This is a genomic window from Pseudoscardovia radai (genome assembly GCF_002259605.1).
GTDB lineage: Bacteria > Actinomycetota > Actinomycetes > Actinomycetales > Bifidobacteriaceae > Pseudoscardovia > Pseudoscardovia radai.
On sequence record NZ_MWWR01000016.1, the window covers coordinates 1 to 22,647 of the forward strand.

Here is a 22,647-nt window from a genome sequence, read left to right on the forward strand (position 1 = left end):
GATGTAGTACATCCAGCCCGTGAAATACGCGCCTTTCTCGCCGAGGAACTCGCGCGCGTACGAGACGAACGCGCCCGACGACGGGCGGCGGATGGCCAGCTCGCCCAGCGCGCGCACCATAAGGAAGGCGAACACGCCGCAGATGGCGTAGGCGATCATGAGTCCCGGGCCGCCCTCGGCCAGACGGCCGCCCGTTCCGAGGAAGAGGCCGGTGCCAATGGAGCCGCCGATGGCAATCATGCGGATATGGCGCGGTTCGAGGGCCTTGGCGTAGCCTTCGTCGCCGCGGTCGGCGGCGGGGGTTGCGGCGGCGGGGGTTTTCGACGATTTTGCCGCGTTCGACGATTCGGCAATCGTGGATTCTCCGGCCTTCTTCCCCGATGGCGCCGGACGCCCCGGATCCTGCGTTCGCTTCGACTTCGACATGGTCCTCCTTCGACTCTCTTCTACGGCGCCATGTTCTGTGACGGCTTCCGTGACGGCGCCCGGATTGACACCGCCGCTGTCGGCCACACTGTAATACATATGCGTGTCTCGCGGAAGGCCACGTTCACTATCCCGCCGCGAGCGCCGCGTTGGTTTCGCGCCGGTTCCGCGAGCGCCGCGCCATCGGATACGTTCAAAACGGGACGGTGCGGCAATCGGAAGGGTTTTCCCATGCGTTTGTCAGAATGTCACCGTCATTCACCAAGGTTCGGGCGGTTATATCAATATCGGAAGCACAAAGCACAGCGACTGCTTCCGACGGAACTCCGTTCCGCCATAATTAAACCCCCTTCTTCTCTCCTTCTCTCTGATGAATTGCCCGGCGCTTTTCCCTTTCGCCGGGCTTTTTCATATCCGGCACCCAACAGTGCCTCTCACTGGCACGCCAGCGACCAGCGAGAGCAACCGTTGACGAAACAAACAAGCATTCCCAACGATTCCCCCACCAACAGTCGCTCTCACTGGCACTGCACCGACCAGCGAGAGCGACCGTTGAAGAGAAGGCCCAGTGTTTCCAACGATGAAATCCCCAACAGTGCCCCTCACTGGCACGCCAGCGACCAGCAAGAGCAACCGTTGAAGAGAAGGCCCAGTGTTTCCAACGATTCCACCACCAACAGTGCCCCTCACTGGCACGCCGCCAACCAGCGAGAGCAACCGTTGAAGAGAAGGCCCAGTGTTTCCAACGATGAAATCGTCAACAGTGCCTCTCACTGGCACGCCACGAACCAGCGAGACCCACTGTTGGAGCGGGGGACGTTGGAAATGAGCGGATTCTTTTCCAACAGTGCCCCTCACTGGCACGCCAGCGACCAGCGAGAGCAACCGTTAACGAAACAAACAAGCATTCCCAACGATTCCCCCACCAACAGTCGCTCTCACTGGCACGCCAGCGACCAGCAAGACCCACTGTTGGAGCGGGGGACGTTGGAAATGAGCGGATTCTCTTCCAACAGTGCCCCTCACCGGCACGCCGGCGACCAGCGAGAGCAACCGTTAACGAAACAAACAAGCATTCCCAACGATTCCCCCACCAACAGTCGGTCTCACTGGCACTGCACCGACCAGCGAAACCCACCGTCGGAGAAAAAGCCCAGCATTCCCAACAACCACTCTGCCAACAGTGCCTCTCACTGGCACGCCAGCGACCAACCAAGCCCACCGTTAACGGTCCACACCCCAATCCGTGTCCGAATCCCATCACATCGTTCCCATTTCCACAACAATGTGATGACTTACGGACATAATCAGGCCTTTTCGAGCCGAAAAATCGTGTTTTCTGTCCGCAACCCATCACATTGTTACGGGGGGGCGCACCCCCACGCAATCAGGCCCTGGGGATAACCTAGTGACACGCTTTGCGTGCGTCGCGACCCGCTTGTCGCGGACTTCCGCACGCTGAAACCCCGAAACACCGACACACACCGAAGAGGACAGAAGACATATGACGCTGACGAAGAAGCAGATCAAGCAGCTGCGCACGCTGGGCCAGAAGCTCAGCCCGCTGCTGATCATCGGCAAGAACGGCATCACCGACGCCACCATCAAGCAGGCGGACGAAACCATCGAGAAGCGCGAGCTGCTCAAGTGCCAGGTGCTGCCCGACATCGGCATCGACGCGAAGGAGGCCGCGCAGACGCTGTGCGAGAAGCTCCACGCCGAGCTCGTGCAGACCATCGGCAATCGTTTCGTCATCTACCGCGCGTCCCATCGCGACGATATCGACAAGATCCAGCTGACGCGCGAGTAACGGCGGCGTTCGCACCACGATTCTCCCGCCGGCCGCAATCCCGAACCGCCAGGCGGGTGGATCGGCGGGAGCATTCCCAGTATCCTGGGCCCCAAACGACGGCATCGCGTCGGCGCCGGCCGCCCGCAGAGGGCGCGTCCCGCCCCGGCGCAGGCCGGCATAGGGACGGGAGGGTGCAATGGATACCTGGGGCACGTCGCGCAATAGCCGCGACAACAACGACACCGACATCAGCAACGACGCCGACACCAACACCGACATCAGCACCAACACCAGCACCGGCACGCTGGACTTCTCGCATATCGGCTCGCCGGACGCCGACGTGCATACGCTGCTCGAAGACGTCTCGTCCGGCTATATCCGCGCCTCAAACCGCGCGGTGGGCCGCTTCTCGCCGCATCTGATCAGCAACACGGTGGAGAACCGCATGATCGATGTGCTCGACCGCGAGCTATCGGACTGCGAATCCTTCGATATCTCGGTGGCGTTCCTCACCACGGAGGCCCTGAAATCCCTATACCAGCCGTGCCTTGACGCGCGGCGGCGCCATCCGAACGCGCACCGGCGCATCATCACGTCGACGAAATCGTATTTCAACAGCCCGGAGGCGTTCTCCTGGCTGCTCAAGCTGAAAACCGAAGCGGATGTGGACGTGCTCATATGGCACCACGATTCTCCCGCCGCGAGCGCCGACAACCCCGCCCCCAACAGCGCCGACAACACCGCCTCGCCGGGCCCAGCCTCCGACCCCACCGCCGGCTCCGACGAGCCCTTCCACCCCAAGGGCTACGTCTTCCTGCGCCGCACCGAGGCCGGCCGGCCGTATTACGACGTGCTTATCGGCAGCTCGAACATGACCGAGAGGGCGCTGAGCTCGCAGAAGGAATGGAATCTGCGCATCTCGTCCTTCGAGAACGGCGACCTTGTGCACCAGCTGCGCGAGGAGCTCGCCGAGCAGATCGCACATTCCACGGAACTCACCCAGGCCTGGATCGACCAGTACGAGCTCGAGTTCAAGCAGCACCAACCGCCAAGGGAGCAGGCCCTCGCGGAGCAGAAGAAGCGCGACTCGGCGCCCGTCACGCCTAACTCCATGCAGCGCGAGGCCTTGGCGCGCCTGCAGGAGCTGCGCGCCAGGGGAGAGCGCCGCGCCATCATCATCTCCGCCACGGGCACGGGCAAAACGTATCTGTCGGCGTTTGACGTGAAGAACGTCCGGCCCCGCCGCATGCTCTACCTCGTGCACCAGCAGCAGATCCTCGAGAAATCGCGCGCGTCCTACCAACGCGTGCTCGGCTGCGACGAGAAAGAGCTCGGCCTGCTGACGGGAGACACCAAGCAGGGCGACCGCCGCTACGTCTTCGCCACCATCCAGACCATCAGCCGCGACGAGACGCTCAATTCCTTCGCCCCCGACGCCTTCGACTACATCCTGTTCGACGAGGTGCACCATGCGGGCGCCGCCACCTACCGGAAGGTACTCGACCATTTCACGGGCGCCCGGTTCGTGCTCGGCATGACGGCGACGCCGGAGCGCACCGACGGCATCAATATCTTCAGCCTGTTCGGCAATAACATCGCCTATGAGATCCGCCTGCAGCAGGCGCTTGACGCGGGGCTGCTGTGCCCGTTCCACTATTTCGGCGTCACCGAATACCTCGGCTGCCCGCACGAAGCGGCGGACGGCACGGTGACGCCGGGCGCCGCAGTGTCGATCCGCGGCGGCAAATCCGCACAGGACGCGGCGGAGCTCAACGCCACCTTCTCCTTCGACGACCTCACCTCCCGCGAGCGCGTGCACTACATCGCGTCGATCCTGACGCGCTATTCCGACCCCGCGCAGCCGGTGACGGGGCTGGTGTTCTGCTCGCGCACGGACGAGGCGGAGAGGCTGTCCCGCATGCTCGACGATGAATAGAACCAGCAGGCGGAGCGACGCTACCGCACGGCGGCGGTGACGGAGTCCACCGGCATGAAGGAGCGCGAGGAGCTCGTCGGGCGCCTGGAACGCGGGGAGCTGGACTATCTGTTCAGCGTCAATGTGTTCAACGAGGGCGTCGACATCCCGTCGCTCAACCAGGTGGTGATGTTGCGCAACACGCAGTCGAGCATCGTGTTCACGCAGCAGCTGGGCCGTGGCCTGCGCCGTTTCCCGCATAAGGAAAGCGTCACGATCATCGATTTCATCGGCAACTACGCGAACAACTACCTCATCCCGATCGCGCTGTTCGGCGCGGCGGGCAGCAAGGAGATCGCGCGCAAGAACACGACGGGCATGCATCACCCGGGTGCCTCGAGCGTGCATTTCGACGAAATCTCGACGCGGCGCATCATGGAATCGCTCGACCACACGGACCTCTCGGATCTCAAACGCCTGCGCGCCTCGTACACGAATCTACGCTTCCAGCTCAACGCCATCCCGATGCTCATGGATTTCTACCGCGAGGACCCGTCGCTGCCCATCGCGCTGGCGAATCTCACGGCGCGCAGCGGCTCACCCGACACGTATCTGGCGTTCGTGCGCGGCTGTGAGAAAAGCCTGTCGCGCCCGTCCGGCGCGAGAAAACACGATTCCCCCGCCGCGCACGGTTCCGAACCCGCCGCCGACGACACCGCCAACGCCACTGATGCCGCCACCGTCCTCGCCCCGACGGATGCATGGCAGGACGCGGTTCTCAAAATGGCGTCGTCGGTGATCCTCCCCGGCGCACGTCCGCACGAGGCCGTCATGCTGTGCATGATGTGCGGATTCGCGCTGCCAGAAGAGCTCGGCGACCGGCTTCCCGGCGAGGCGTTGCCGGAGGGGCTCCGGTTGCACGATGCATCGGAACAATCGTCGATTCCGCGCCGCGGCCTCACGCGCGACCAGCTGCGCGCCGGCGTGGCCGCGGTCTTCCCCGACACCGACCTATCGGACAACCAGATGGACGCGGCGCTGCGCGTTCTGGACTACTCGGTGTTCTCCAGCGGCAACCGCACCCGCTTCGGCGCCAGGCCGCTTGTCACGTGCGGCGAGGACGGCGCGTACCGCCTGTCGCCGGACCTGCGCGAGGCTCTGGAGCACAACCGCACCTTCGCTACCTTCCTCGCCGACACTCTGCGCACCTCGCTTCTCGTCTGCCGCGACGCCTACGACGAACTGCGGAGCACCGGTCGCCGCCAAGAGCATGGCTTTCTGTACGAGCACCGCTACTCGCTGTGGGAGATCATGCGCCTGTGCTGCTGGCAGCAGGAGCAGACGCCGCAGAACGTGGGCGGGTACTTCGTGGACGCCGCCAGCGGCACCATGCCGATCATGGTGAAATACGCGGCCAGCCAGTACGCCGACCGCTTCCTCGGCACACAGGACATGCTGTGGTACAGCAAGAACCGGCGCACCACCCAGTCGCCGGAATTCCGCTGGATGCGCGGGGAAACGCACGATGGGCCGGCGGAACGCGCAAGTCGAGCAGGACGCGCGGGACGGCGCTTCATCCCGCTGTTCGTCATGCGCAAGGCCGACAGCGCCGATCCGAAATCCGACAAACGCTATTTCTACGTCGGGCACGTCTCGCAGATCCTCAGCTGCGAAAACACCACGATTCCCGCGACATCCAACGGAGGCACATCGGCCGGCAACCCGGCGGCTCCCGTGAAAATCGTCCGCTCCGTCCTCCGCCTTGAATCCCCGCTGACCGCATCTCTGCATCACTATCTCACCGACGGAGCCGATTAAAACGGCTCCGGCATCGTACGCCCGCGAACACACGGGCATCCGCCCCACGCAATACGCGTCCGGCGATAGACTGCTGTCAGCGCCTCCGTGCGGATTGGCCGGTGGCGACAAACGAAAGGCAGTTCCCCATGGCAGAAGAAAAGCGAGCGGAGGAATCCCGCTCCATCGAGACCACATGCGTCCAGGGCGGCTGGCAGCCGAAGAACGGCGAGCCCCGCACGCCTCCGATCGTGCAGTCCACCACGTTCAAGTACACGAGCAGCGAACAGATGTCGCGCCTGTTCGACCTCTCGGAGTCCGGCTACTTCTACACGCGTCTGTCGAACCCGACGAACGACATCGTGGCCAAGAAGATCTGCGAGCTCGAGGGCGGCACCGCGGCCCTTCTGACGAGCTCCGGCCAGGCGGCGAATTTCTTCGCGCTGTTCAATATCTGTTCGGCCGGCGACCACATCGTGGCGTCGAACGCCATCTACGGCGGCACCTATAACCTCATCAACGTCACCATGCGCCGTATGGGCATCGACTGCACCTTCGTGCACCCGGACTGCACGCCCGAGGAGCTCGAGGCCGCCTTCCGCCCCAACACCAAGGCCGTGTTCGGCGAATCCATCGCCAACCCCTCGCTGATGGTGCTGGACTTCGATAAATTCGCCGCCGCCGCGCACAGGCACGGCGTGCCGCTGATCGTCGACAACACCTTCCCGACGCCCGTCAACTGCCGACCCTTCGAGTACGGCGTCGACATCGTGACGCATTCCACCACCAAGTACATGGACGGCCACGGCTCCTGCGTGGGCGGCGCCATCGTGGATTCCGGCAACTTCGACTGGATGGCGCATGCCGACACGTTCCCGGGCCTGACCACGCCCGACGATTCCTACCACGGCGTGACCTACGCCAAGGAGTTCGGCAACGGCGGCGCGTTCATCACCAAGTGCGTGGCGCAGCTCATGCGCGACTTCGGCTCCATCCCCTCGCCGTTCAACGCGTGGATCCTGGGCCAGAACCTCGAGGACCTCGCCCTGCGCATGAAGCGCCACTGCGAGAACGGCTACAAGGTGGCGAAATTCCTCGACGATGACCCGCGCATCTCCTGGGTGAACCACCCCGGCCTCGAAACCGACAAGTACTACGAGCTCGCGAAGAAGTACATGCCGAACGGCACGTGCGGCGTCATCGCCTTCGGCGTGCCCGGCGGCCGCGAGAAGGTGTCGGCGCTGCTCGACCACCTCAAGCTCGTGTCCATCGCCACGCATGTGGCGGATTCGCGCTCCTGCATCCTGTACCCGGCGGGCACCACGCACCGCCAGCTCACCGAGGAGCAGCTCAAGGAGGCGGGCGTCGGCATCGACCTCGTGCGTCTGAGCTGCGGCCTCGAAAGCGCCGACGATATCATCGCCGACCTCAAGCAGGCCATGGACGCCGTGCTCTGATCGGCGGAGCTCACAACGGAGCTGACGACGGGGCCCGGTGCACGTGCGCCGGGCCCCGGTTACCCCAAAGCGCAGGTTATGCACGGTACGGGTTCCGGAACGATGGTTCTGGAACGATGGTTCCGCGCGGAAACATGTTCGCTCCCGCCGAAAGGGCGGGAGCATCGTCTTTTTCGAGAGCATCGTGCTTACAATAAAGTAAGTTACGCGGCGGTAGGTTTTATCTCCGCCGCCAGGGGAGGACGATATGAGCGCAGCAACGACGGATACGCCCCAGAACGCCAAGGCGGCCCGAAAGGAAGCCAAACGCGCGCAGAAAGCCGAGGCCAAGGAGGCGAAACGGCGCAAGAAAGCCCGCGCGCGCCAACTCAAAGCCGAGGCGAAGGAGGCCAGGCGCCAGGAGAAAGCCGAGGCCAAGGCCGGGAAGGCCCGGCAGAAGGAACGGGCCCGCCAGCTCAAGGCACAAGCCAAGGAAGCCGCCCGACAGGCCAAGGAAGCCGCGAAACAGGCCGCCGCCGACCAAGCCAAGAAAGCCGCCACCCAGCGCATGCAGAAGGCGCATCGTCCCCGCACACAGCAACCCGACGAGGCCATCGTGGACCTTGACCACGCCACGCCGTCGGTGCGCCAGGAAAGCGCGGGAATGCGCCGCGCCGAGGACCTCGCCGCCATGCGCCGCCTGGGCAACGCGCGCCACGAGGACTACGCGTCGGCCGTGAACTATGACATCGCGCGCGCCAGGCGCCAGGCGGCCCGCAAGGAGGTGGCCGCGGCGCAGCGCCAGGCCATCCAGCGCGGCATCGCCATCGAACCCACCGACTATTTCGGCGAGCATCACCCCCGCATGCGCGGCTGGATGCACGCGGCGATGTTCCCTCTGAGCATCGCCGCGACGGTCACGCTCATCTGCCTGGCGCCTCCCGGGGCGCCCAAGCTCGCGTGCGCGCTGTACGCGGCGTCATCGATGCTGCTATTCGGCGTCTCCGCGTGCCTGCACCTCGTCCATTGGCGGTCCAAGCGCAAGCACGAGATCATGTGCTCGCTCGACTACTCGAATATCTTCCTCACGATAGCCGGCACGAACACGCCGATCGCGATGGCTCTGCCCGCCTCGATCCGGTGGCCGTACCTCGCGTTCATCTGGGCCGCCGCCATCATCGGCACCGTGGCGCATCTGACGTGGAAGAAGGGGCCTGACTGGTTCTTCACCATCATCTATTGCGTGCTCGGCCTCGCCGTGGCGGTGCTGCTGCCGCTGCTGTGGAACCAGCCGGCGGGCGGACCGGCCGTGTGCTGGCTGATCATAGCCGGCGGCGCGTGCTACATAGCGGGCGCCGTGTGCTTCGCGCTGCGCAAGCCGATTCTCGTGCCCGGCTGGTTCGAGTACCACGAGATGTTCCATCTCGGCACGCTGCTCGGCTGGTCCTGCCACTGCGTCGCCGTCTACCTCGTCATCCTCGCCCTGTGAAAGAAGCAGGGCGAGGCAAGAGGGAAGCGAGGCGAGACGCCGGCAAAGCGCCCACTACGCGGCGTAGGCGGAGTCGAGGGCCTGGCGCAGGTCGGCAATCAGATCGTCGGTTTCCTCGAGGCCGATCGACAGGCGGATCGTGGACGGCGTGATGCCCGCGATCCGCAGCTCGTCCAGCGTGAGCTCGGGGTGCGTGACCACGAACGGGTCGATCGCCAGCGACTTCGAATCGCCCAGGTTCGCTTGCAGGCTGAACAGCCGCAGCGCGTCGAGCACGCGCCGCTTGCGCTCCTCGGTGTCCACGTCGAAGGCGATCACCGTGTCATAGCCGCGCGTCAGGTACTTGTCAGCGAGCTCGCGGTACGGGTAGTCGTGCGCCGCCGGATGGTAGATGGCCGTGATGCGCCCGGCCTCGCGCTGCTCCTCGAGGAACCCCACCACGCGCTCGGTGCTGGCGGTTTCCTGTGCGAGGCGCGCCTTGAGCGTCTCGAGGCCGATCAGCGTCAGGTAGCTGTCGAAGGGGCTGGGCGCGGCGCCAAGCAGCGTGACGAGGATGCCGCGCAGGCGCGAAGTGAAGGGCGTCGTCGGGGCGATCTCGAGCACGCTGCGCTCCACCCGTTCGCGCGACTTGAAGAACCATTCCTTGCGCTCGAACTGCGGGTAGTTGCCGTTCGCGTAGTCGAAGGCGCCGCTTTCGAGCACCACGCCGCCGATGGCGTTGCCGTGGCCGTTGATGGCCTTCGTGGTGGAGTAGACCACCACGTCGGCGCCGTATTCGAACGGATTGACCAGGTACGGCGTGGCGAGAGTGTTGTCGACGATGAGGATGATGCCGTGCTTGTGCGCCACCGCGGCGAGCGCCTCGATGTCGGCCACGATGGACAACGGGTTCGACACGCTTTCCACGAGCAGCGCCTTGGTATCGGGAAGAATGGCGGCGTTCCAGGACTCGGGGTCGTCGGGGTTGGGCACGATGTCGACGCCGATGCCGTAGTCGGGCAGCACGTCGGAGAACGTGGCGACGGTGCCGCCGTACAGGCGGTAGGTCGTGAGGATGCGGCCGCCGCCGAGCGCCGCGTTGAGAAGCGAATACGTGACGGCCGCAAGGCCGGATGCCGTGGCGACCGCGCCCTCGACGCCGTGCAGCGCGGCGAGGCGCTGTTCGAGCACGTTCGTGGTGGGGTTGGAGATGCGCGTGTAGATGTTGTCGGCGAGTTCGAACGATGCGATCTGCGTGGCGTGCTCCTCGTCGCGCAGCTGGTACGCGGCCGTTGCGTAGATCGGCACGCTGCTCGCGTTCGCGTGCTCGGCGGGGTCGTAGCCGGCGCGCAGGGCGCGGGTGGCGAAGCTGCGGCGCGCTTCCTCGGCGGCGGTGATGGTGTTCGATGCGGCGGCGGACGATGCTGGCTGTGCGGCGATGGTATCGACGATGGTTTCGGTGGACATAGGGATTCCTTCTTTGTAATCGTATGAACGGATGGAAGGAGCCCTTCGATTGGATGCGGTACCGTCAGGATACATCGCGGAAATCGTCCGAACGGCCGCGCGGCGCATCGTTATCGCTATCCGAAGTTATAAGAAACCTCGATAGGCGCGCGCTTGATTTTCGCCGCGGCGGGCGCGAAGATGGCGCCATCGCATTCAGGGAGTCCCCCGATGCGCGTTCCCCACCGCTTGCCCTTCCGGGCCCGCTGTCGCCGCGCATGCCGTGGGGACGGGGAACCCTGAACCGGAGGGGGGATGCGGCGGCGCGCACGGGACGGCGCCCTCTGCGACGGAGCCACAGGTTGGATGCCTGGCAATGCACCGTTCAAGGAAAGGAGCCCGACCATGTCACTGAAACCGACAGCCTCTGATCAAGGATTGAAGCGAATGTGCCGCATGATGACGGCCTCCGCCGAGGTGTAGCGCCAGGCGCGTATTTGCAACACCCCTGTAACGTCCGCAACATCCTGTGGCATTGAGGCGGGGTGGTGCCGGCCCCCTGATATCCGGCATCACCCCTCCATCATCTGGGTGCAGAGGCATCCTGTGGGTTGTCACCATCGTTGTGCAGGATGGCAGCCTCGCCGACGTCAGCGTTCGCTTCGGCAACCTCACCAGCAGCGCCAGCACCATCGCCAGCACCGGCACCATCGCGCCCATCGCCGCCTTCAGGCCACCCCTCGTCTCCGTGCGAGGCGGCCACGGCATCGAGCGCCTTGTCCAAAACGCGCTCCGGAAGCCAGGAATCGTCCCACGCCCAGCGCATCGCCCAGCGTGCGGCGATGCGGAAGTAGAGGCGCCGCGCCTCGGGGCACGACATGGAGATATCGTGCAGCGCGTCGGGGATCTGCACCAGCGTCACCACCTTGCCCAGCCCCACGGCAGCCGCGCGCACGGACTGCACGTCGAGCACCGTGTCGGCCTTCGCCATGCCGGGATCCCACCGCGTCTGCAGCATGGATTTGTCGGATGTGCACACGAGCACGGGAACCTGGATATCCAGCCCATGCGCCACCTCGTCCTGCGCGTTGTAGATGGCGTTCAGCCAGCCGGCGCGCGCCACATACCGCACGCCGGGCTCCTGGTAGCGCTCGTAATCCCACAGCCCGCCCTGCGACCGGTACAGCGTGCGCCCGTAGAAGCCGGGGTCGTTGAGCGGCATCACGGTTTTGCCGCCGACCATGCGGAATCCGCGCACCACGGGCGTGGTGAGCAGACGCCCGAAGCGCGTGAGCTGCAGCTCGAGCCACGGGGAGTTGAGCATCAGGGCCGCCACATGGTGCGGCCGCCTGTGGTGCATCCACAAGGACGTGATAAGCCCGCCCATCGAATGCCCGATGACGAGGATGCGCACGTCGTCGCCGCATTCCTTCACGATGGTGTCGCGCAGTGCGTCGAGCTGCGGGAAATACCCGTGCAGGTCCTCGGTATAGCCGGGCGTCTGCCCCGGTCGGTAGCTGCGCCCGAATTTCGCCAGATCGACGGCGTAGAAGCGCACGCCGAGCGATTCCCAGAACTCGGAGGCGTGGATGCGGTAGAAATGGTCGTTCCACCCGTGCACGTACAGGATTGCGGCCGGTTTGCGCCGCAGCGTGCCGCGCACCCACCGGCGCCAGCGCTGCGCCGCGGTCAGGCTGTCGGGGTTCTTGCGCACGAAGGTGGCGATGATCTGCCCTTCGTCGTCGGTTTCCATGAAATACGCCGTGAGCTGCTGGTAGCCGGGCAGCCACAGGTCCTTGCCCCACCGCGAGAGGAAAACGCGCGGGTCGCCGTCGGAATCGTGCAGTTCGTCCATATCCCTCCCTTTCCACGATGGGTTGCGCGATGAATTCGCGCTGCCGCGGCCACGCGGACGCCTTCCGTCACTTTCCAGCCTATTGCACCGCACGCACGGCCGTCGGAGCGACGCCAGCGTTCCGCTCTGGGCTCATTCCTCCCGCCTCGAACACGGAATCGGGCCGGCCCCCGTCACGCGGGAACCGGCCCGATAAGCCACGGCCGGGCCGAAGCCAGGCCGAACCGACCGAAGACTCAGTCGTCGCCAAGCGTCACGCGCAGGCCGCCGACGAGGCGGGCGGTGACGTTGTACAGGAACGCGTTGATGGCGGCCAGCAGCGTGAACAGCACGATGTTGAACACCGCGAGGATTACGAGCACGCTGACCACATGGCCGGTCGTGAAAATGGCCGACAGGCTGGACGTCACGGAATCGAGGCCGCTGCTCGACACCAGCGAGTTGATGGAGTTCATGGCGTTGGAGCTGGCGAACACAAGCCACGCCACGAACAGCGCCACGCCGATAATCAGCGAAATCGCGAACGACAGCATGAATCCGACCTTCGTGGCGGACCACGGGTCGATGCGCGTCAGCGACAGCTTCATGCGGCGTGCGCGCGGCGTCTTATGGTGGCGGTGCCCTTCGGAGGCGGAGGAAGACGATGGCGACGACGCGCCCGATGACGCGCTCCTGTGCTGCTGCGGGTGCTGCGAGCCGCCGGAGACGGCCGTGCGGCCGGACGGCGCGGATGCGGAGGCGGCCGGGGCGGCGATATGCGAAGCGGCGGTGCGGCGCGGGGCCGAGGCCGCGGTGCGTGCGGCGTGCGCGGCCGGCGCGGCCGGCGCGGCTTCGGGAATCAGCGGTTCGACAGACGACGACGCCGATGCGGCCTGGTAGTCGTCCATGCCGGGGGCGGTGTAGTAGCTTCGGCGCGTGCCGGAGGCCTGGTATCCCGCGCCCGGATTCTGGTTCGCGTTCGGCGCGATGTTCTCGTCAGTCATGCCTTCACCTTGCACTTCCATATCTGCCTGTGCATATTGCGGCGATGGCGTGCACGGCAGCCCGCACACGCCATCTCTCTACCTGTTATGCGACATTATCAGCGTCTTGAGACGTACCGGCCGCATCGGAGGCCGTTGCATCGGCGTCGGCAACCACCGCACCGGCAGCAACCGCGCCATCCGTCGCGAGGGCATCCGTCGGAGCAACGGAGGCCGCCGCGTCGCCCGCGGCTTCGGACTCGGCGGAATCGTCCTCGTCCGTTTCCTCGTTGCGCGCGATCGAGATGATGTGATCGCCAGCGTCGGGCTTGGCGAGCGTGACACCTTGCGTGTTGCGCCCCGTGCGGTTGATCTCGGCCACGTCGGAGCGAATCACCTTGCCGGACTTCATGATGGCCATGATCTGGTCGGAGTCGTTCACCACCACGGCGCCCACGAGGTCGCCGCGGCCCTCCACCATGTTGATGGCCTTGACGCCGTAGCCGTTGCGGCCCTGGAGGCGGTATTCGCTGAGCGCCGTGCGCTTGGCGTAGCCCTCCGAGGTCACCACGAGCAGGTCGGAGTCGGAGTCTCCCGGCACCACGTCCATGCTCAGCAGCAGGTCCTCGCCCGGCGCGCCCTTGAACTTCATGGCCTGGACGCCGGCTGTCTGGCGGCCCATGGGCCTGAGCGTCTCGTCATCGGCCGAGAAGCGCACCGACATGCCCTTCTCCGACACCACGATGATGTTGTCGTCGGCGTTGCACAGCGCCGCGCCAATCAGCTCGTCGGTCACCGGCACCTCGTTGCCCTCGTCGTCGGTGGTCGTGGCGCCTTCGATCTCGCGCAGACGGATGGCGATGAGGCCGCCCTGGCGGGGCGAATCGTATTCCGCCAGGCGCGTCTTCTTCACCTTGCCGCTGCGGGTGGCGAGCACCAGATACTGCGCCTCGTCGTAATCGTGGATCGACAGCACCTGCTGGATGCTTTCGCCTGGCTCCAGCTGCAGCAGGTTCGCCACGTGCTGGCCCTTGGCGTCGCGCCCGCCCTCGGGCACCTCGTAGGCCTTGAGGCGGTAGACGCGGCCCTTGTTCGTAAAGAACAGCAGCCAGTTATGCGTGCTCGTAAGGAAGAAGTGGTCCACCACATCGTCCTCGCGCAGACGAGCGCCCTTGATGCCCTTGCCGCCGCGGTGCTGGGCGCGGTACTCGTCCACCTTGGTGCGCTTGATGTAGCCGCCGTGCGTGACGGTGACCACCACGTTCTCCTCGGCGATGAGGTCCTCCATGTTGACCTCGCCGGAGTACGGCAGGATGCGCGTGCGGCGCTCGTCGCCGTACTTTTCCACGATTTCGTCGAGCTCGTCGCCCACGATCGTGCGCTGGCGCTCCTTGCTCGCGAGAATATCGTTGTAGTCGGCGATCTTGCGCTGCAGCTCCTCGTGCTCATCGAGGATCTTCTGGCGCTCGAGGGCGGCCAGGCGGCGCAGCTGCATGGCGAGGATGGCATCGGCCTGCACCTCGTCCACGTCAAGCAGGTCCATGAGCCCGGCGCGCGCCGCCTCCACGGTGGGGGAGCGGCGGATGAGGGCGATGACCTCGTCGATCATGTCCAGGGCCTTGAGATAGCCCTGCAGAATGTGGTCGCGCTCCTCGGCCTCGCGCTTGAGATAGCGGGTGCGGCGCTCCACCACGTCGAGCTGGTGGTCCACCCAGTGCTTGATGAACGCGTCGAGGCTCAGCGTGCGCGGCACGCCGTCGACGAGTGCGAGCATGTTGGCGCCGAAGGTCTGCTGCAGCTGCGTGTGCTTGTACAGGTTGTTGAGCACCACCTTGGGCACCGCGTCGCGCTTGAGCACGAGCACGAGGCGCTGGCCGGTGCGGCCCGAGGTCTCGTCGCGCATGTCGGCGATGCCACTGATCTTGCCGTCGCGCACGGCCTCGCGGATCGAGACCACGAGACGGTCGGGGTTCACCTGGTACGGCAGCTCGGTGACCACGAGGCACATGCGGCCGCGGATCTCCTCCGTGTTGACCACGGCGCGCATCGTGATGAGGCCGCGGCCGGTGCGGTAGGCCTGCTCGATGCCCTTGTGGCCCAGGATCGTGGCGCCGGTCGGGAAATCGGGTCCCTTGATGCGCGCGATCAGCGCGTCGAGCAGCTCCTCGCGGCTGGCGTCCGGATGCTCGAGCGCCCAGTGCACGCCGTCCGCCACCTCGCGCATGTTATGCGGCGGGATGTTCGTGGCCATACCGACGGCGATGCCGCTCGAACCGTTGACCAGCAGGTTCGGGAAGCGGCTGGGGAGCACGACGGGCTCCTGTGTCTTGCCGTCGTAGTTGGGCTGGAAGTCGACGGTGTCCTTGTCGATGTCGCGCACCATCTCCATCGCGAGCGGAGCCATGCGGCACTCCGTGTAACGCATGGCGGCCGCGGGGTCGTCGCCCGGCGAGCCGAAGTTGCCCTGGCCGTCCACGAGCAGGTAGCGCATGCTCCACGGCTGCGCCATGCGCACGAGCGTGTCATAGATGGCGGCGTCGCCGTGCGGGTGGTACTTGCCCATCACGTCGCCGACGACGCGCGAGCACTTGTTGTAGCCGCGGTCGGGGCGGTAGCCGCCGTCGTACATCGCGTAGATGACGCGGCGGTGCACCGGCTTCATGCCGTCGCGCACGTCCGGAAGGGCGCGCTCGACGATGACGGACAGCGCATAGGCGAGATACGATTCGCGCATCTCCTGCTGCAGGTCGATCGGCTGCACGCGCTGGCCGGACAACAGGCCGTAGTCGGTGGTGTCGGCCTCCTGCGGGCTCAGCGGCTCGCTGTTGTTGTCAAGCCCGTGGAGCTGGTCCTCGTTGTCGGGCTCATTGGTGCCGGGCTCGTTGTTGTTGGTGTTGTCGTCTGCCATTTCCTCGGATTCCTTACTCAGATCCCTTACTCAGACTGTCATCGCTTGGTTTGTTATCGTCCGGCGTCGCCAGGCGTCCATGCGTGGATTGTGGCCACACCACACACTGCCACGATGGGAAGTCGCGTATATTGTGTGGCCACACCACATTCCGCCGGGCGCACCGGACAACGCGCCGTCAGGCGTCGATGAACCTCGCGTCGTGCGCATTGCGCTGGATGAACAGGCGGCGCGGCTCCACATCGTCGCCCATGAGCATGGAGAAGGTCTCGTCCGCCTGGGCCGCGTCCTCGATGTGGATCTGCTTGAGAATGCGGTGGTCGGGGTCCATCGTGGTCTCCCACAGCTCCTGGTACGTCATCTCACCCAGACCCTTGTAGCGCTGGATTCCCTCGCCCTTCGGCAGCTGCTTGCCCTCGGCCTTGCCCTCGCGCAGCACGCGGTCGCGCTCGGCGTCGGTGTACACGAAGTCGTGCGGGCCCTTGGTCCACTTGATGCGGTACAGCGGCGGCATGGCCACGTACACGTAGCCGGCCGTGATCATGGGGCGCATGTAGCGGAAGAACAGCGTGAGGTTCAGCGTCGCGATATGCGCGCCGTCCACATCGGCGTCGGCCATGATGATGATCTTGTGGTAGCGCACCTTGTTCACGTCGAAGTTCTCGCCGTATCCGCCGCCGATGGCGGTGATCAACGATTCGATGGTGTCGGACTTGAGCATGCGGTCGATGGAGGCGCGCTCCGTGTTGAGGATCTTGCCTCGCAGCGGCAGGATGGCCTGCGTGATGGGGTTGCGCCCCTGGATGGCGGAGCCGCCTGCCGAATCGCCCTCGACGATGAACAGCTCGCACTCGGACGGGTCGTTGGACTGGCAGTCCTTGAGTTTGTCGGGCATGCCCGCGGATTCGAAGATGGACTTGCGGCGCGTCGACTCGCGCGCCTTCTTGGCGGCGATGCGGGCGCGGGAGGCCTCGATGCCCTTCTGCACGATGGAGCGGGCGTCGGTCGGATGCGAGTCGAACCAGTCGCTGAGCTTCTCGGTCATGACGCGCTGGACGAAGGTCTTCGCCTCGGGGTTGCCGAGCTTCGTCTTGGTCTGGCCCTCGAACTGTGGGTTCGTGAGCTTGACCGACACGACGGCCACGAGACCCTCGCGCACATCGTCGCCGGAGAGGTTCTCGTCCTTGTCCTTGAGGATGTTCTTCTCGCGCGCATAGCGGTTGACGAGCGTCGTCAGCGCCGCGCGGAAGCCTTCCTCGTGGGAGCCGCCCTCGGTGGTCGTGATGGTGTTCGCGAAGGTGTGCACGGACTCGGAGTAGGCGCTCGTCCACTGCATGGCCACCTCGGCGGAGATGCCCAGCGTGAGGTCCTCGGCTTCGAAGTCGATGACGTCGTTCTCGACAGGCGTGGCGTGCTTGCCCTTGACGAGGTACTCCACGTAATCGCGGATGCCGTTGGCGTACTGGTACGTCACGGTTTCGTGGGTTTCCTCGAGCGGGTTGTCGCCGTCGCCGGCCACCTCGTCGCCCGCCTCGTCCACATGGCGTAGGTCGGTCAGCGAGATCTTGAGGCCCTTGTTCAGGAAGGCCATCTGCTGGAAGCGGCTGCGCAGGGTTTCGAAATCGTAGACCGTCGTCTCGAAGATGGAGGGGTCGGCCCAGAAGCTCACGGACGTGCCGGTGGACTCGCCCTCGGCCATCGGCTCGCCCTTGGCGAGCGGCGCGACGGGCTTCTGGTTCACGTAGTCCTGCGTCCAGTGGTAGCCCTGGCGGCGCACCTCGATATGCATATGCGTCGACAGCGCGTTCACCACGGAGATGCCCACGCCGTGCAGGCCGCCGGACACCGCGTAGCCGCCGCCTCCGAACTTGCCGCCCGCGTGGAGCTTGGTCATGACCACCTCGACGCCCGACTTGTTCTCGCCGGGCACGTTGTCGACCGGGATGCCGCGGCCGTCGTCGACCACGGTGATGCCGTTGTCGGGAAGGATCGTCACCTCGATATGCGTGGCGTAGCCCGCCAGCGCCTCGTCGACGGAGTTGTCGACGATTTCGTAGACGAGGTGGTGCAGGCCGCGCGGGCCGGTGGAGCCGATATACATGCCGGGTCGCACGCGCACGGCCTCGAGGCCTTCGAGAACCTTCAGGTCGCTGGCGTCGTAATGGTCGGGGGAGAGCGAATCGTCGAGCTGCGCGTCCTGGAGCTCGTCATGCTCCGCGGCTTCGGTCAGTGCGTCCTCGGGATTGCGGCCCTCGTCGGCCGTGGTGTGGGAGATATCGGAAATGTCATCGGGCTGCTCGTCGTTGGAATCGGCCACCAATGCTTCCTTTCTAGCGAATTCTTGCGATTGCCTGTGTGGGTTTTCGCGAATCATGCCCCTATAAGCCCCAAAATGGGCCCTCTACGGCACGATATATACCTAATGGGTAATCCTACTAGGACCCGGGGACTCTGAGGCCCCAGAAACCGCCCATTTCGGGCGCCGCTCATTTCGCGCATACCGCGCCGCGCATCGCGCCGGAAAATCGTGTCAGAAATACGTGTCGCGCACGCCGCGGCCTTTGACGTCCCATTTGCCGCGGCGGAACGTGATGTTATTCGCCGCCGCCACATGCACCTCGCGGATGTCGAGCCCGTCCACGCGTTCACGTAGCTTGGCCGCGATCTGCGGGGCCATGAGCCGCAGCTGCTGGGCCCACACCGTGGACTTGGGCTTGATGGTGAGCACGCCGTCGCGGAACGAGACGGGCGTGCTGTTCATCGCGATGCCCTCGCCCACGAGGTCGCTCCAGTGCTGGGAGAGCTGGGCGACGGCCAGGCCGCGGCGCCAGATGGGGTCGCGCGTGAGCAGCGAGAAGGCGATCGTGATCTTGACGGGGTCGCGTCCGGGCTTGCCGAAGTTCTCGCGCGCTTTGAGATTGCGTTCCTCGTCGGTTTTCCGAAGCTCCGTGCAGTAGCGCGAGAAGATCTCGGCCGGCAGGCGCGTGGGGTCGAGCCCCATCGCCTCCGCCACCGGCATGCGCGACCTATCCGCCGCCGCATGCCGCTGCTGCTGCGGCGGCTGAGTGGGCGGCTGCTGCGAAGCTGGATGCGGGGCCTGCAGTTGCGGGGCCTGCGGCATTCGGTCACCATGGGGAAGCATCGGATTCCTCCTTCACCGCGGCCACGTCCACCAGGCGCGCGTCGATGCCCTCGGGCACATCGCCGGGGGCAGCCACCGTGATGATGGTCTGGTCGCAGGACGCCGCAAAATCCACGATGCGCGCGCGGCGCGTGGCATCCAGCTGGGAGAACACATCGTCGAGGATGAGGATCGGCGAGCCGCCGGGCATGCGGTCGAGCACGCGGAACAGCGCCATGCGCAGGGCCAGCGCGATCGTCCACATCTCGCCGTTGCTCGCGTAGTCGCGCGCGGGGGCGCCGTCGAGTTCGAACACGATGTCGTCCCTGTGCGGGCCGATGAGGTTGCGCCCCTGCGCCACCTCGCCCTCGTAGATGCGCTGGAAATGCCCGCTGATGCCGCGTCGCACGGCGTCCATGGCCGCCGCCTCGTCGGGTGCATCGTCGGGTGCATCGTCCGCATCGTCGGAACCCAGCGCCTGCGCGGTGCCGTCGACCGCCAGCAGGGGCAGCGCCTCGGTGAAGTTCGGGGTGTAGCGCATCGTGGCGCGGCTGCCGTCGTCGGCGAGGTCCGCGTAGATCGACGCGAACTCGCCCTGCAGCGCGGCGCAGACACGGGCGCGCATGCGCGTCAGGCGGATGCCGGCGTCCATGAAGCCGCCCGTCCATGCGTCGAGGCCGGCGAGAAGCGGCGAGATATCGCGGCCGACGGCGCGGTCCTGCGCAATCTGCCGGAAGATCTGCGCGCGCTGCCTGGCCACATGCGTGAATCCCTGCAGCGCCTCGTAGTAGCCGGATACGAGCTGTGCACCGGCGGAGTCAAGGAATCCGCGGCGGCGCGCGGGGTCCATGGAGACGAGCAGCTGGTCGTCGGGCGCGAAGGTGACGGTGCGCACGCGCCCCACGATGTCGCGCAGGTACACGCTCGCCTCGCTGTTGATACGCGCCCTGTTGCCGCCGCGCAGAGGGATCGTCACGGTGTATGTCGTCACGTCGGCGGCGGAATCGTGGTTTGTACCGTCGCCTTCGGCGTTCGCCGCACCGTCATCGCCATCGGCGTCGGCGACATCAGCACCATCACCGCCGCCCGACGCCACATTCGCGCGAATCGTGGCCGTCCGCTGCCCGCGTTCCACCAGCGGCGCGGACGCCGACGCACGGTGCGAGGCTCCCGTCGACAGGAACTCGATGGCCTCGACGATATTCGTCTTGCCCAGGCCGTTCCTGCCGTACAGCACGGTGACGCCCGGCTCGAAATCGATCAGGCAGTGCGTCCAGGAGCGGAAATGGTCCAGCACAAGTCGTGTGACATGCATGCGAAAGCGTCGCCGCGATCCGTCAATCGGTGAAGCGCACGGGCACGAGCAGGTAGCGGAAGTCCATGGATTCGTCGGAATCGGCCTCCTGCTGCCCGTCGATCTCCACGGCCTTGAGCGCATCGGTCATCTTGATGCGCACATACGGCTCGTCGAAGGCCTTGAGGCCGTCCACGAGGTAGCCGGGGTTGAAGGCCACGGTGATCTCCTCGCCGTCCAGGTCGGAGGCGATGACTTCGGAGGCCTGCGATTCGTCGGCCGCGCCCGCCGACAGCGTGAGCTCGTCCTCGGCGAAGTGGCAGCGGACCGTCGCGTTGCCGTCGGTCACGAGAGACACGCGGTGCAGCGCGTCGAGCAGCTCCTGGCGGTTCACCACCGCCTGGATCGGATACTCGTCGCGGAACAGCGTGCGCACGGCGGGGAAGTCGCCTTCGATCAGCTGCGTGGTCGACACGCGGCCGGCGTTCTCGATGCCCATGAGGTTATGCGTCTCGGGGTCGAAGTCGAGCGTGACGTTCTGCGTCGTGTCCATGAAGCGCGCGATATCGCGCAGCAGCGAGCCGCGCACCTGCGCCTTGGCTTTCACAGACGGGTCGGCCGGCGTCCAGGAGAAGGTGATCTGGCTCAGGCGGAAGCGGTCGGTGGAGGTCATCATCACCTTGTCGCCCTCGAATTCCATGAGGATGGCCGTGAGGATCGGGCGGCCCTCGTCGCGCGCCACCGACACGGCGGCCTGGGTGACGGCGTGGGAGAACGTCTCCGCGTCCACCTGACCGAGCACCTGCGGCACCTGCGGCAGCTCGGGGTAGTCGGATTCGGGCATGAGCTGCAGCGAGAAGCGCGCCTTTCCGCTGCGGATGAGCAGGCGCGTGCCCTCGGTGACGAGGGTGGTTTTCTCGGCCGGCAGGTTCTTGGCGATGTCGGAGAGCAGCTTTCCGAGCACCACGATGGTGCCGGGGTCGTCCACGGTCGCCTCGATGTGGTGGCGGGCGGTGACGTCGTAGTCGAAGACGGACAGGTTCATAAGGCCGTCGGCCGCGTCGATCTTGACGCCGGCGAGAATCGGCATCGCGGGGCGCGACGGGATGATATGCGTCGTCCAGTTCACCGCGTTGGCGAAATCCGCGGAATTCACTTCAACTTTCATGGCAGTCCTTCATTCAAACCAACAAAACCAACACTGGATGCGCCCTCGTGGCGCTTCATGGCGCTCGGTGGCGCGCGCCCGGCTTGACCCCGGCGCCGGCAACCGACGGTGCGGCACGATGCACCTCGCGCACGAGGGCATAGGTCTTCCCATTCTACCGGGAACCCGAATCCGCCGAGCCGAGCCGCGGAATCGTCTGAAAATGTCCGCAACCTATCACACTGTTGCGAATTCCCTAACAATGTGATGGGTTACGGACACAAAACACGATTTTCCCGCCCGAAATTGGCGGAAAATGTCCGCAAGCCATCACACTGTTGCGGGAACGAGAACGATGTGATGGGTTTCGAACACGTGGGGGATTGCGATGAACGAGGAGGCATGCGGAGGGTCGGATTCTCAATAAGAAACCACAGGGAGAGCAAGTCGATTCTCAATAAGGAAGCAGGAAAAGGCAGAAGGGCATTCTCAATAAGGGGCAGCCGCAGGCTTCCCGGACGGTGAAGGAAAGGCGCTGCGGAAAAAACAGAAGTCGAGGTAAACGTTTACTAAAACATTTGCCGCGCCCAGCGCTGTCCTCTGTGGTTTTGGCCCAGGGCAGCGCATGTGGTTCTTTTTGGAATATGCAAGGCGTGCATATTTTCTGCATATTTTAAAGTCACCGATTATTCATCGGCTGCATGAATATCCTTAAAAACATCTCTATTTATGCATTATTAGTCGTTATAGTCGCTGTGGATTTGTGCACAACCTTTCAAGTCCGGCGAAATTTGAATCGTGATGAGTTATCCCCCAATGTGAATTAAGTGTGGATAACTTGTGGACGATGAAGCCGTTTTTCCACCGGCGCAACGAGGTCTCAAATTATCCCCAAATTTCAAGGGTTCTCCACCATCTTATCCGCAGCTTATCCGCCATTTCAAGCCGCTTATCCACAGGTTTTTCCTATATCTGTGGATAACTCTGTGGATGAATTTGGGGTTCCTGGAGGCCATTCGGACGCGTCGCGACCCTCCGAGCCACCTTCCTATCCGATCTCGACCGTCGGCCAGGGCATCG

The 22,647-nt window shown here is 65.1% G+C and carries 14 protein-coding genes and 1 pseudogene; 6 read left to right on the plus strand and 9 right to left on the minus strand.

From position 1 onward, the window contains the following. Nucleotides 1–426: amino acid permease (locus PSRA_RS07330; RefSeq protein WP_143516410.1), on the minus strand; the 426-nt coding region annotated here is incomplete at its 3' end. A gap of 1,504 nt (nucleotides 427–1,930) precedes the next feature. Here PSRA_RS07330 and PSRA_RS07335 point away from each other — a divergent pair. From PSRA_RS07335 to trhA, 6 genes and pseudogenes are all read left to right on the plus strand, one after another. Then, nucleotides 1,931–2,236 carry a YhbY family RNA-binding protein gene (locus tag PSRA_RS07335; protein WP_094661251.1) on the plus strand — a complete coding sequence of 102 codons (306 nt, stop codon included), beginning with the start codon at nucleotides 1,931–1,933 and terminating at the stop codon, nucleotides 2,234–2,236. Nucleotides 2,237–2,414: 178 nt separating this feature from the next. Continuing rightward, on the plus strand, nucleotides 2,415–4,154 hold the full coding sequence (locus tag PSRA_RS09615; protein WP_245834945.1) for a DEAD/DEAH box helicase family protein: 1,740 nt from the start codon (nucleotides 2,415–2,417) through the stop codon (nucleotides 4,152–4,154). Between the two features lie 27 nt (nucleotides 4,155–4,181). Further along, nucleotides 4,182–4,370, plus strand: a pseudogene (locus tag PSRA_RS09690) (DEAD/DEAH box helicase); the annotation flags it as partial. A 294-nt stretch (nucleotides 4,371–4,664) separates the two neighbouring features. Then, entirely contained in the window at nucleotides 4,665–5,951 is a 1,287-nt protein-coding gene (locus tag PSRA_RS09695) for a DUF3427 domain-containing protein (protein WP_338053281.1), read from the plus strand. Nucleotides 5,952–6,079: 128 nt separating this feature from the next. Next, the gene (locus tag PSRA_RS07345; protein ID WP_094661252.1) at nucleotides 6,080–7,387 is read left to right on the plus strand and encodes an O-acetylhomoserine aminocarboxypropyltransferase/cysteine synthase family protein; all 1,308 of its coding nucleotides are present in this window, start codon (nucleotides 6,080–6,082) and stop codon (nucleotides 7,385–7,387) included. Nucleotides 7,388–7,634: 247 nt separating this feature from the next. Next, the gene (gene trhA / locus PSRA_RS07350) at nucleotides 7,635–8,855 is read left to right on the plus strand and encodes a PAQR family membrane homeostasis protein TrhA (protein ID WP_094661253.1); all 1,221 of its coding nucleotides are present in this window, start codon (nucleotides 7,635–7,637) and stop codon (nucleotides 8,853–8,855) included. 54 nt (nucleotides 8,856–8,909) lie between these two features. Here the strand turns inward: trhA and PSRA_RS07355 are convergent, their stop codons facing one another. From PSRA_RS07355 to dnaN, 8 genes are all read right to left on the minus strand, one after another. Next, nucleotides 8,910–10,301 carry an O-acetylhomoserine aminocarboxypropyltransferase/cysteine synthase family protein gene (locus PSRA_RS07355; RefSeq protein WP_094661254.1) on the minus strand — a complete coding sequence of 464 codons (1,392 nt, stop codon included), beginning with the start codon at nucleotides 10,299–10,301 and terminating at the stop codon, nucleotides 8,910–8,912. Between the two features lie 562 nt (nucleotides 10,302–10,863). Further along, a complete protein-coding gene (locus PSRA_RS07360) occupies nucleotides 10,864–12,135 on the minus strand; it encodes an alpha/beta hydrolase (RefSeq protein WP_094661255.1) in 1,272 nt (423 codons plus the stop codon). Between the two features lie 236 nt (nucleotides 12,136–12,371). Then, nucleotides 12,372–13,118: a DUF3566 domain-containing protein gene (locus tag PSRA_RS07365; protein WP_094661256.1), complete on the minus strand. Its 747-nt coding sequence runs from the start codon at nucleotides 13,116–13,118 to the stop codon at nucleotides 12,372–12,374. 85 nt (nucleotides 13,119–13,203) lie between these two features. Further along, entirely contained in the window at nucleotides 13,204–16,005 is a 2,802-nt protein-coding gene (gene gyrA / locus PSRA_RS07370; protein WP_094661257.1) for a DNA gyrase subunit A, read from the minus strand. A gap of 178 nt (nucleotides 16,006–16,183) precedes the next feature. Further along, nucleotides 16,184–18,322: a DNA topoisomerase (ATP-hydrolyzing) subunit B gene (gene gyrB / locus PSRA_RS07375; protein ID WP_420820564.1), complete on the minus strand. Its 2,139-nt coding sequence runs from the start codon at nucleotides 18,320–18,322 to the stop codon at nucleotides 16,184–16,186. A 213-nt stretch (nucleotides 18,323–18,535) separates the two neighbouring features. Beyond that, entirely contained in the window at nucleotides 18,536–19,147 is a 612-nt protein-coding gene (locus PSRA_RS07380) for a DciA family protein (protein ID WP_094661259.1), read from the minus strand. Continuing rightward, nucleotides 19,131–20,441 (minus strand): DNA replication/repair protein RecF, encoded by a 1,311-nt coding sequence (locus PSRA_RS07385; RefSeq protein ID WP_094661260.1) that lies wholly within the window; start codon nucleotides 20,439–20,441, stop codon nucleotides 19,131–19,133. Before PSRA_RS07385 ends, PSRA_RS07380 begins: the two co-directional genes overlap by 17 nt. A 22-nt stretch (nucleotides 20,442–20,463) precedes the next feature. After that, nucleotides 20,464–21,588 (minus strand): DNA polymerase III subunit beta, encoded by a 1,125-nt coding sequence (dnaN, locus tag PSRA_RS07390; RefSeq protein WP_094661261.1) that lies wholly within the window; start codon nucleotides 21,586–21,588, stop codon nucleotides 20,464–20,466. Nucleotides 21,589–22,647 lie beyond the last annotated feature (1,059 nt).

Excerpts from the sequence above, each read along its gene's own strand:
- trhA (WP_094661253.1), top strand. The coding sequence starts at position 7,635 with ATGAGCGCAGCAACGACGGATACGCCCCAGAACGCCAAGGCGGCCCGA.
- dnaN (WP_094661261.1), bottom strand. The coding sequence starts at position 21,588 with ATGAAAGTTGAAGTGAATTCCGCGGATTTCGCCAACGCGGTGAACTGG.
- PSRA_RS09615 (WP_245834945.1), top strand. The coding sequence starts at position 2,415 with ATGGATACCTGGGGCACGTCGCGCAATAGCCGCGACAACAACGACACC.
- PSRA_RS09695 (WP_338053281.1), top strand. The coding sequence starts at position 4,665 with ATGGATTTCTACCGCGAGGACCCGTCGCTGCCCATCGCGCTGGCGAAT.
- PSRA_RS07385 (WP_094661260.1), bottom strand. The coding sequence starts at position 20,441 with ATGCATGTCACACGACTTGTGCTGGACCATTTCCGCTCCTGGACGCAC.
- PSRA_RS07365 (WP_094661256.1), bottom strand. The coding sequence starts at position 13,118 with ATGACTGACGAGAACATCGCGCCGAACGCGAACCAGAATCCGGGCGCG.
- PSRA_RS07360 (WP_094661255.1), bottom strand. The coding sequence starts at position 12,135 with ATGGACGAACTGCACGATTCCGACGGCGACCCGCGCGTTTTCCTCTCG.
- PSRA_RS07355 (WP_094661254.1), bottom strand. The coding sequence starts at position 10,301 with ATGTCCACCGAAACCATCGTCGATACCATCGCCGCACAGCCAGCATCG.
- PSRA_RS07380 (WP_094661259.1), bottom strand. The coding sequence starts at position 19,147 with ATGCTTCCCCATGGTGACCGAATGCCGCAGGCCCCGCAACTGCAGGCC.
- PSRA_RS07345 (WP_094661252.1), top strand. The coding sequence starts at position 6,080 with ATGGCAGAAGAAAAGCGAGCGGAGGAATCCCGCTCCATCGAGACCACA.
- gyrA (WP_094661257.1), bottom strand. The coding sequence starts at position 16,005 with ATGGCAGACGACAACACCAACAACAACGAGCCCGGCACCAATGAGCCC.
- PSRA_RS07335 (WP_094661251.1), top strand. The coding sequence starts at position 1,931 with ATGACGCTGACGAAGAAGCAGATCAAGCAGCTGCGCACGCTGGGCCAG.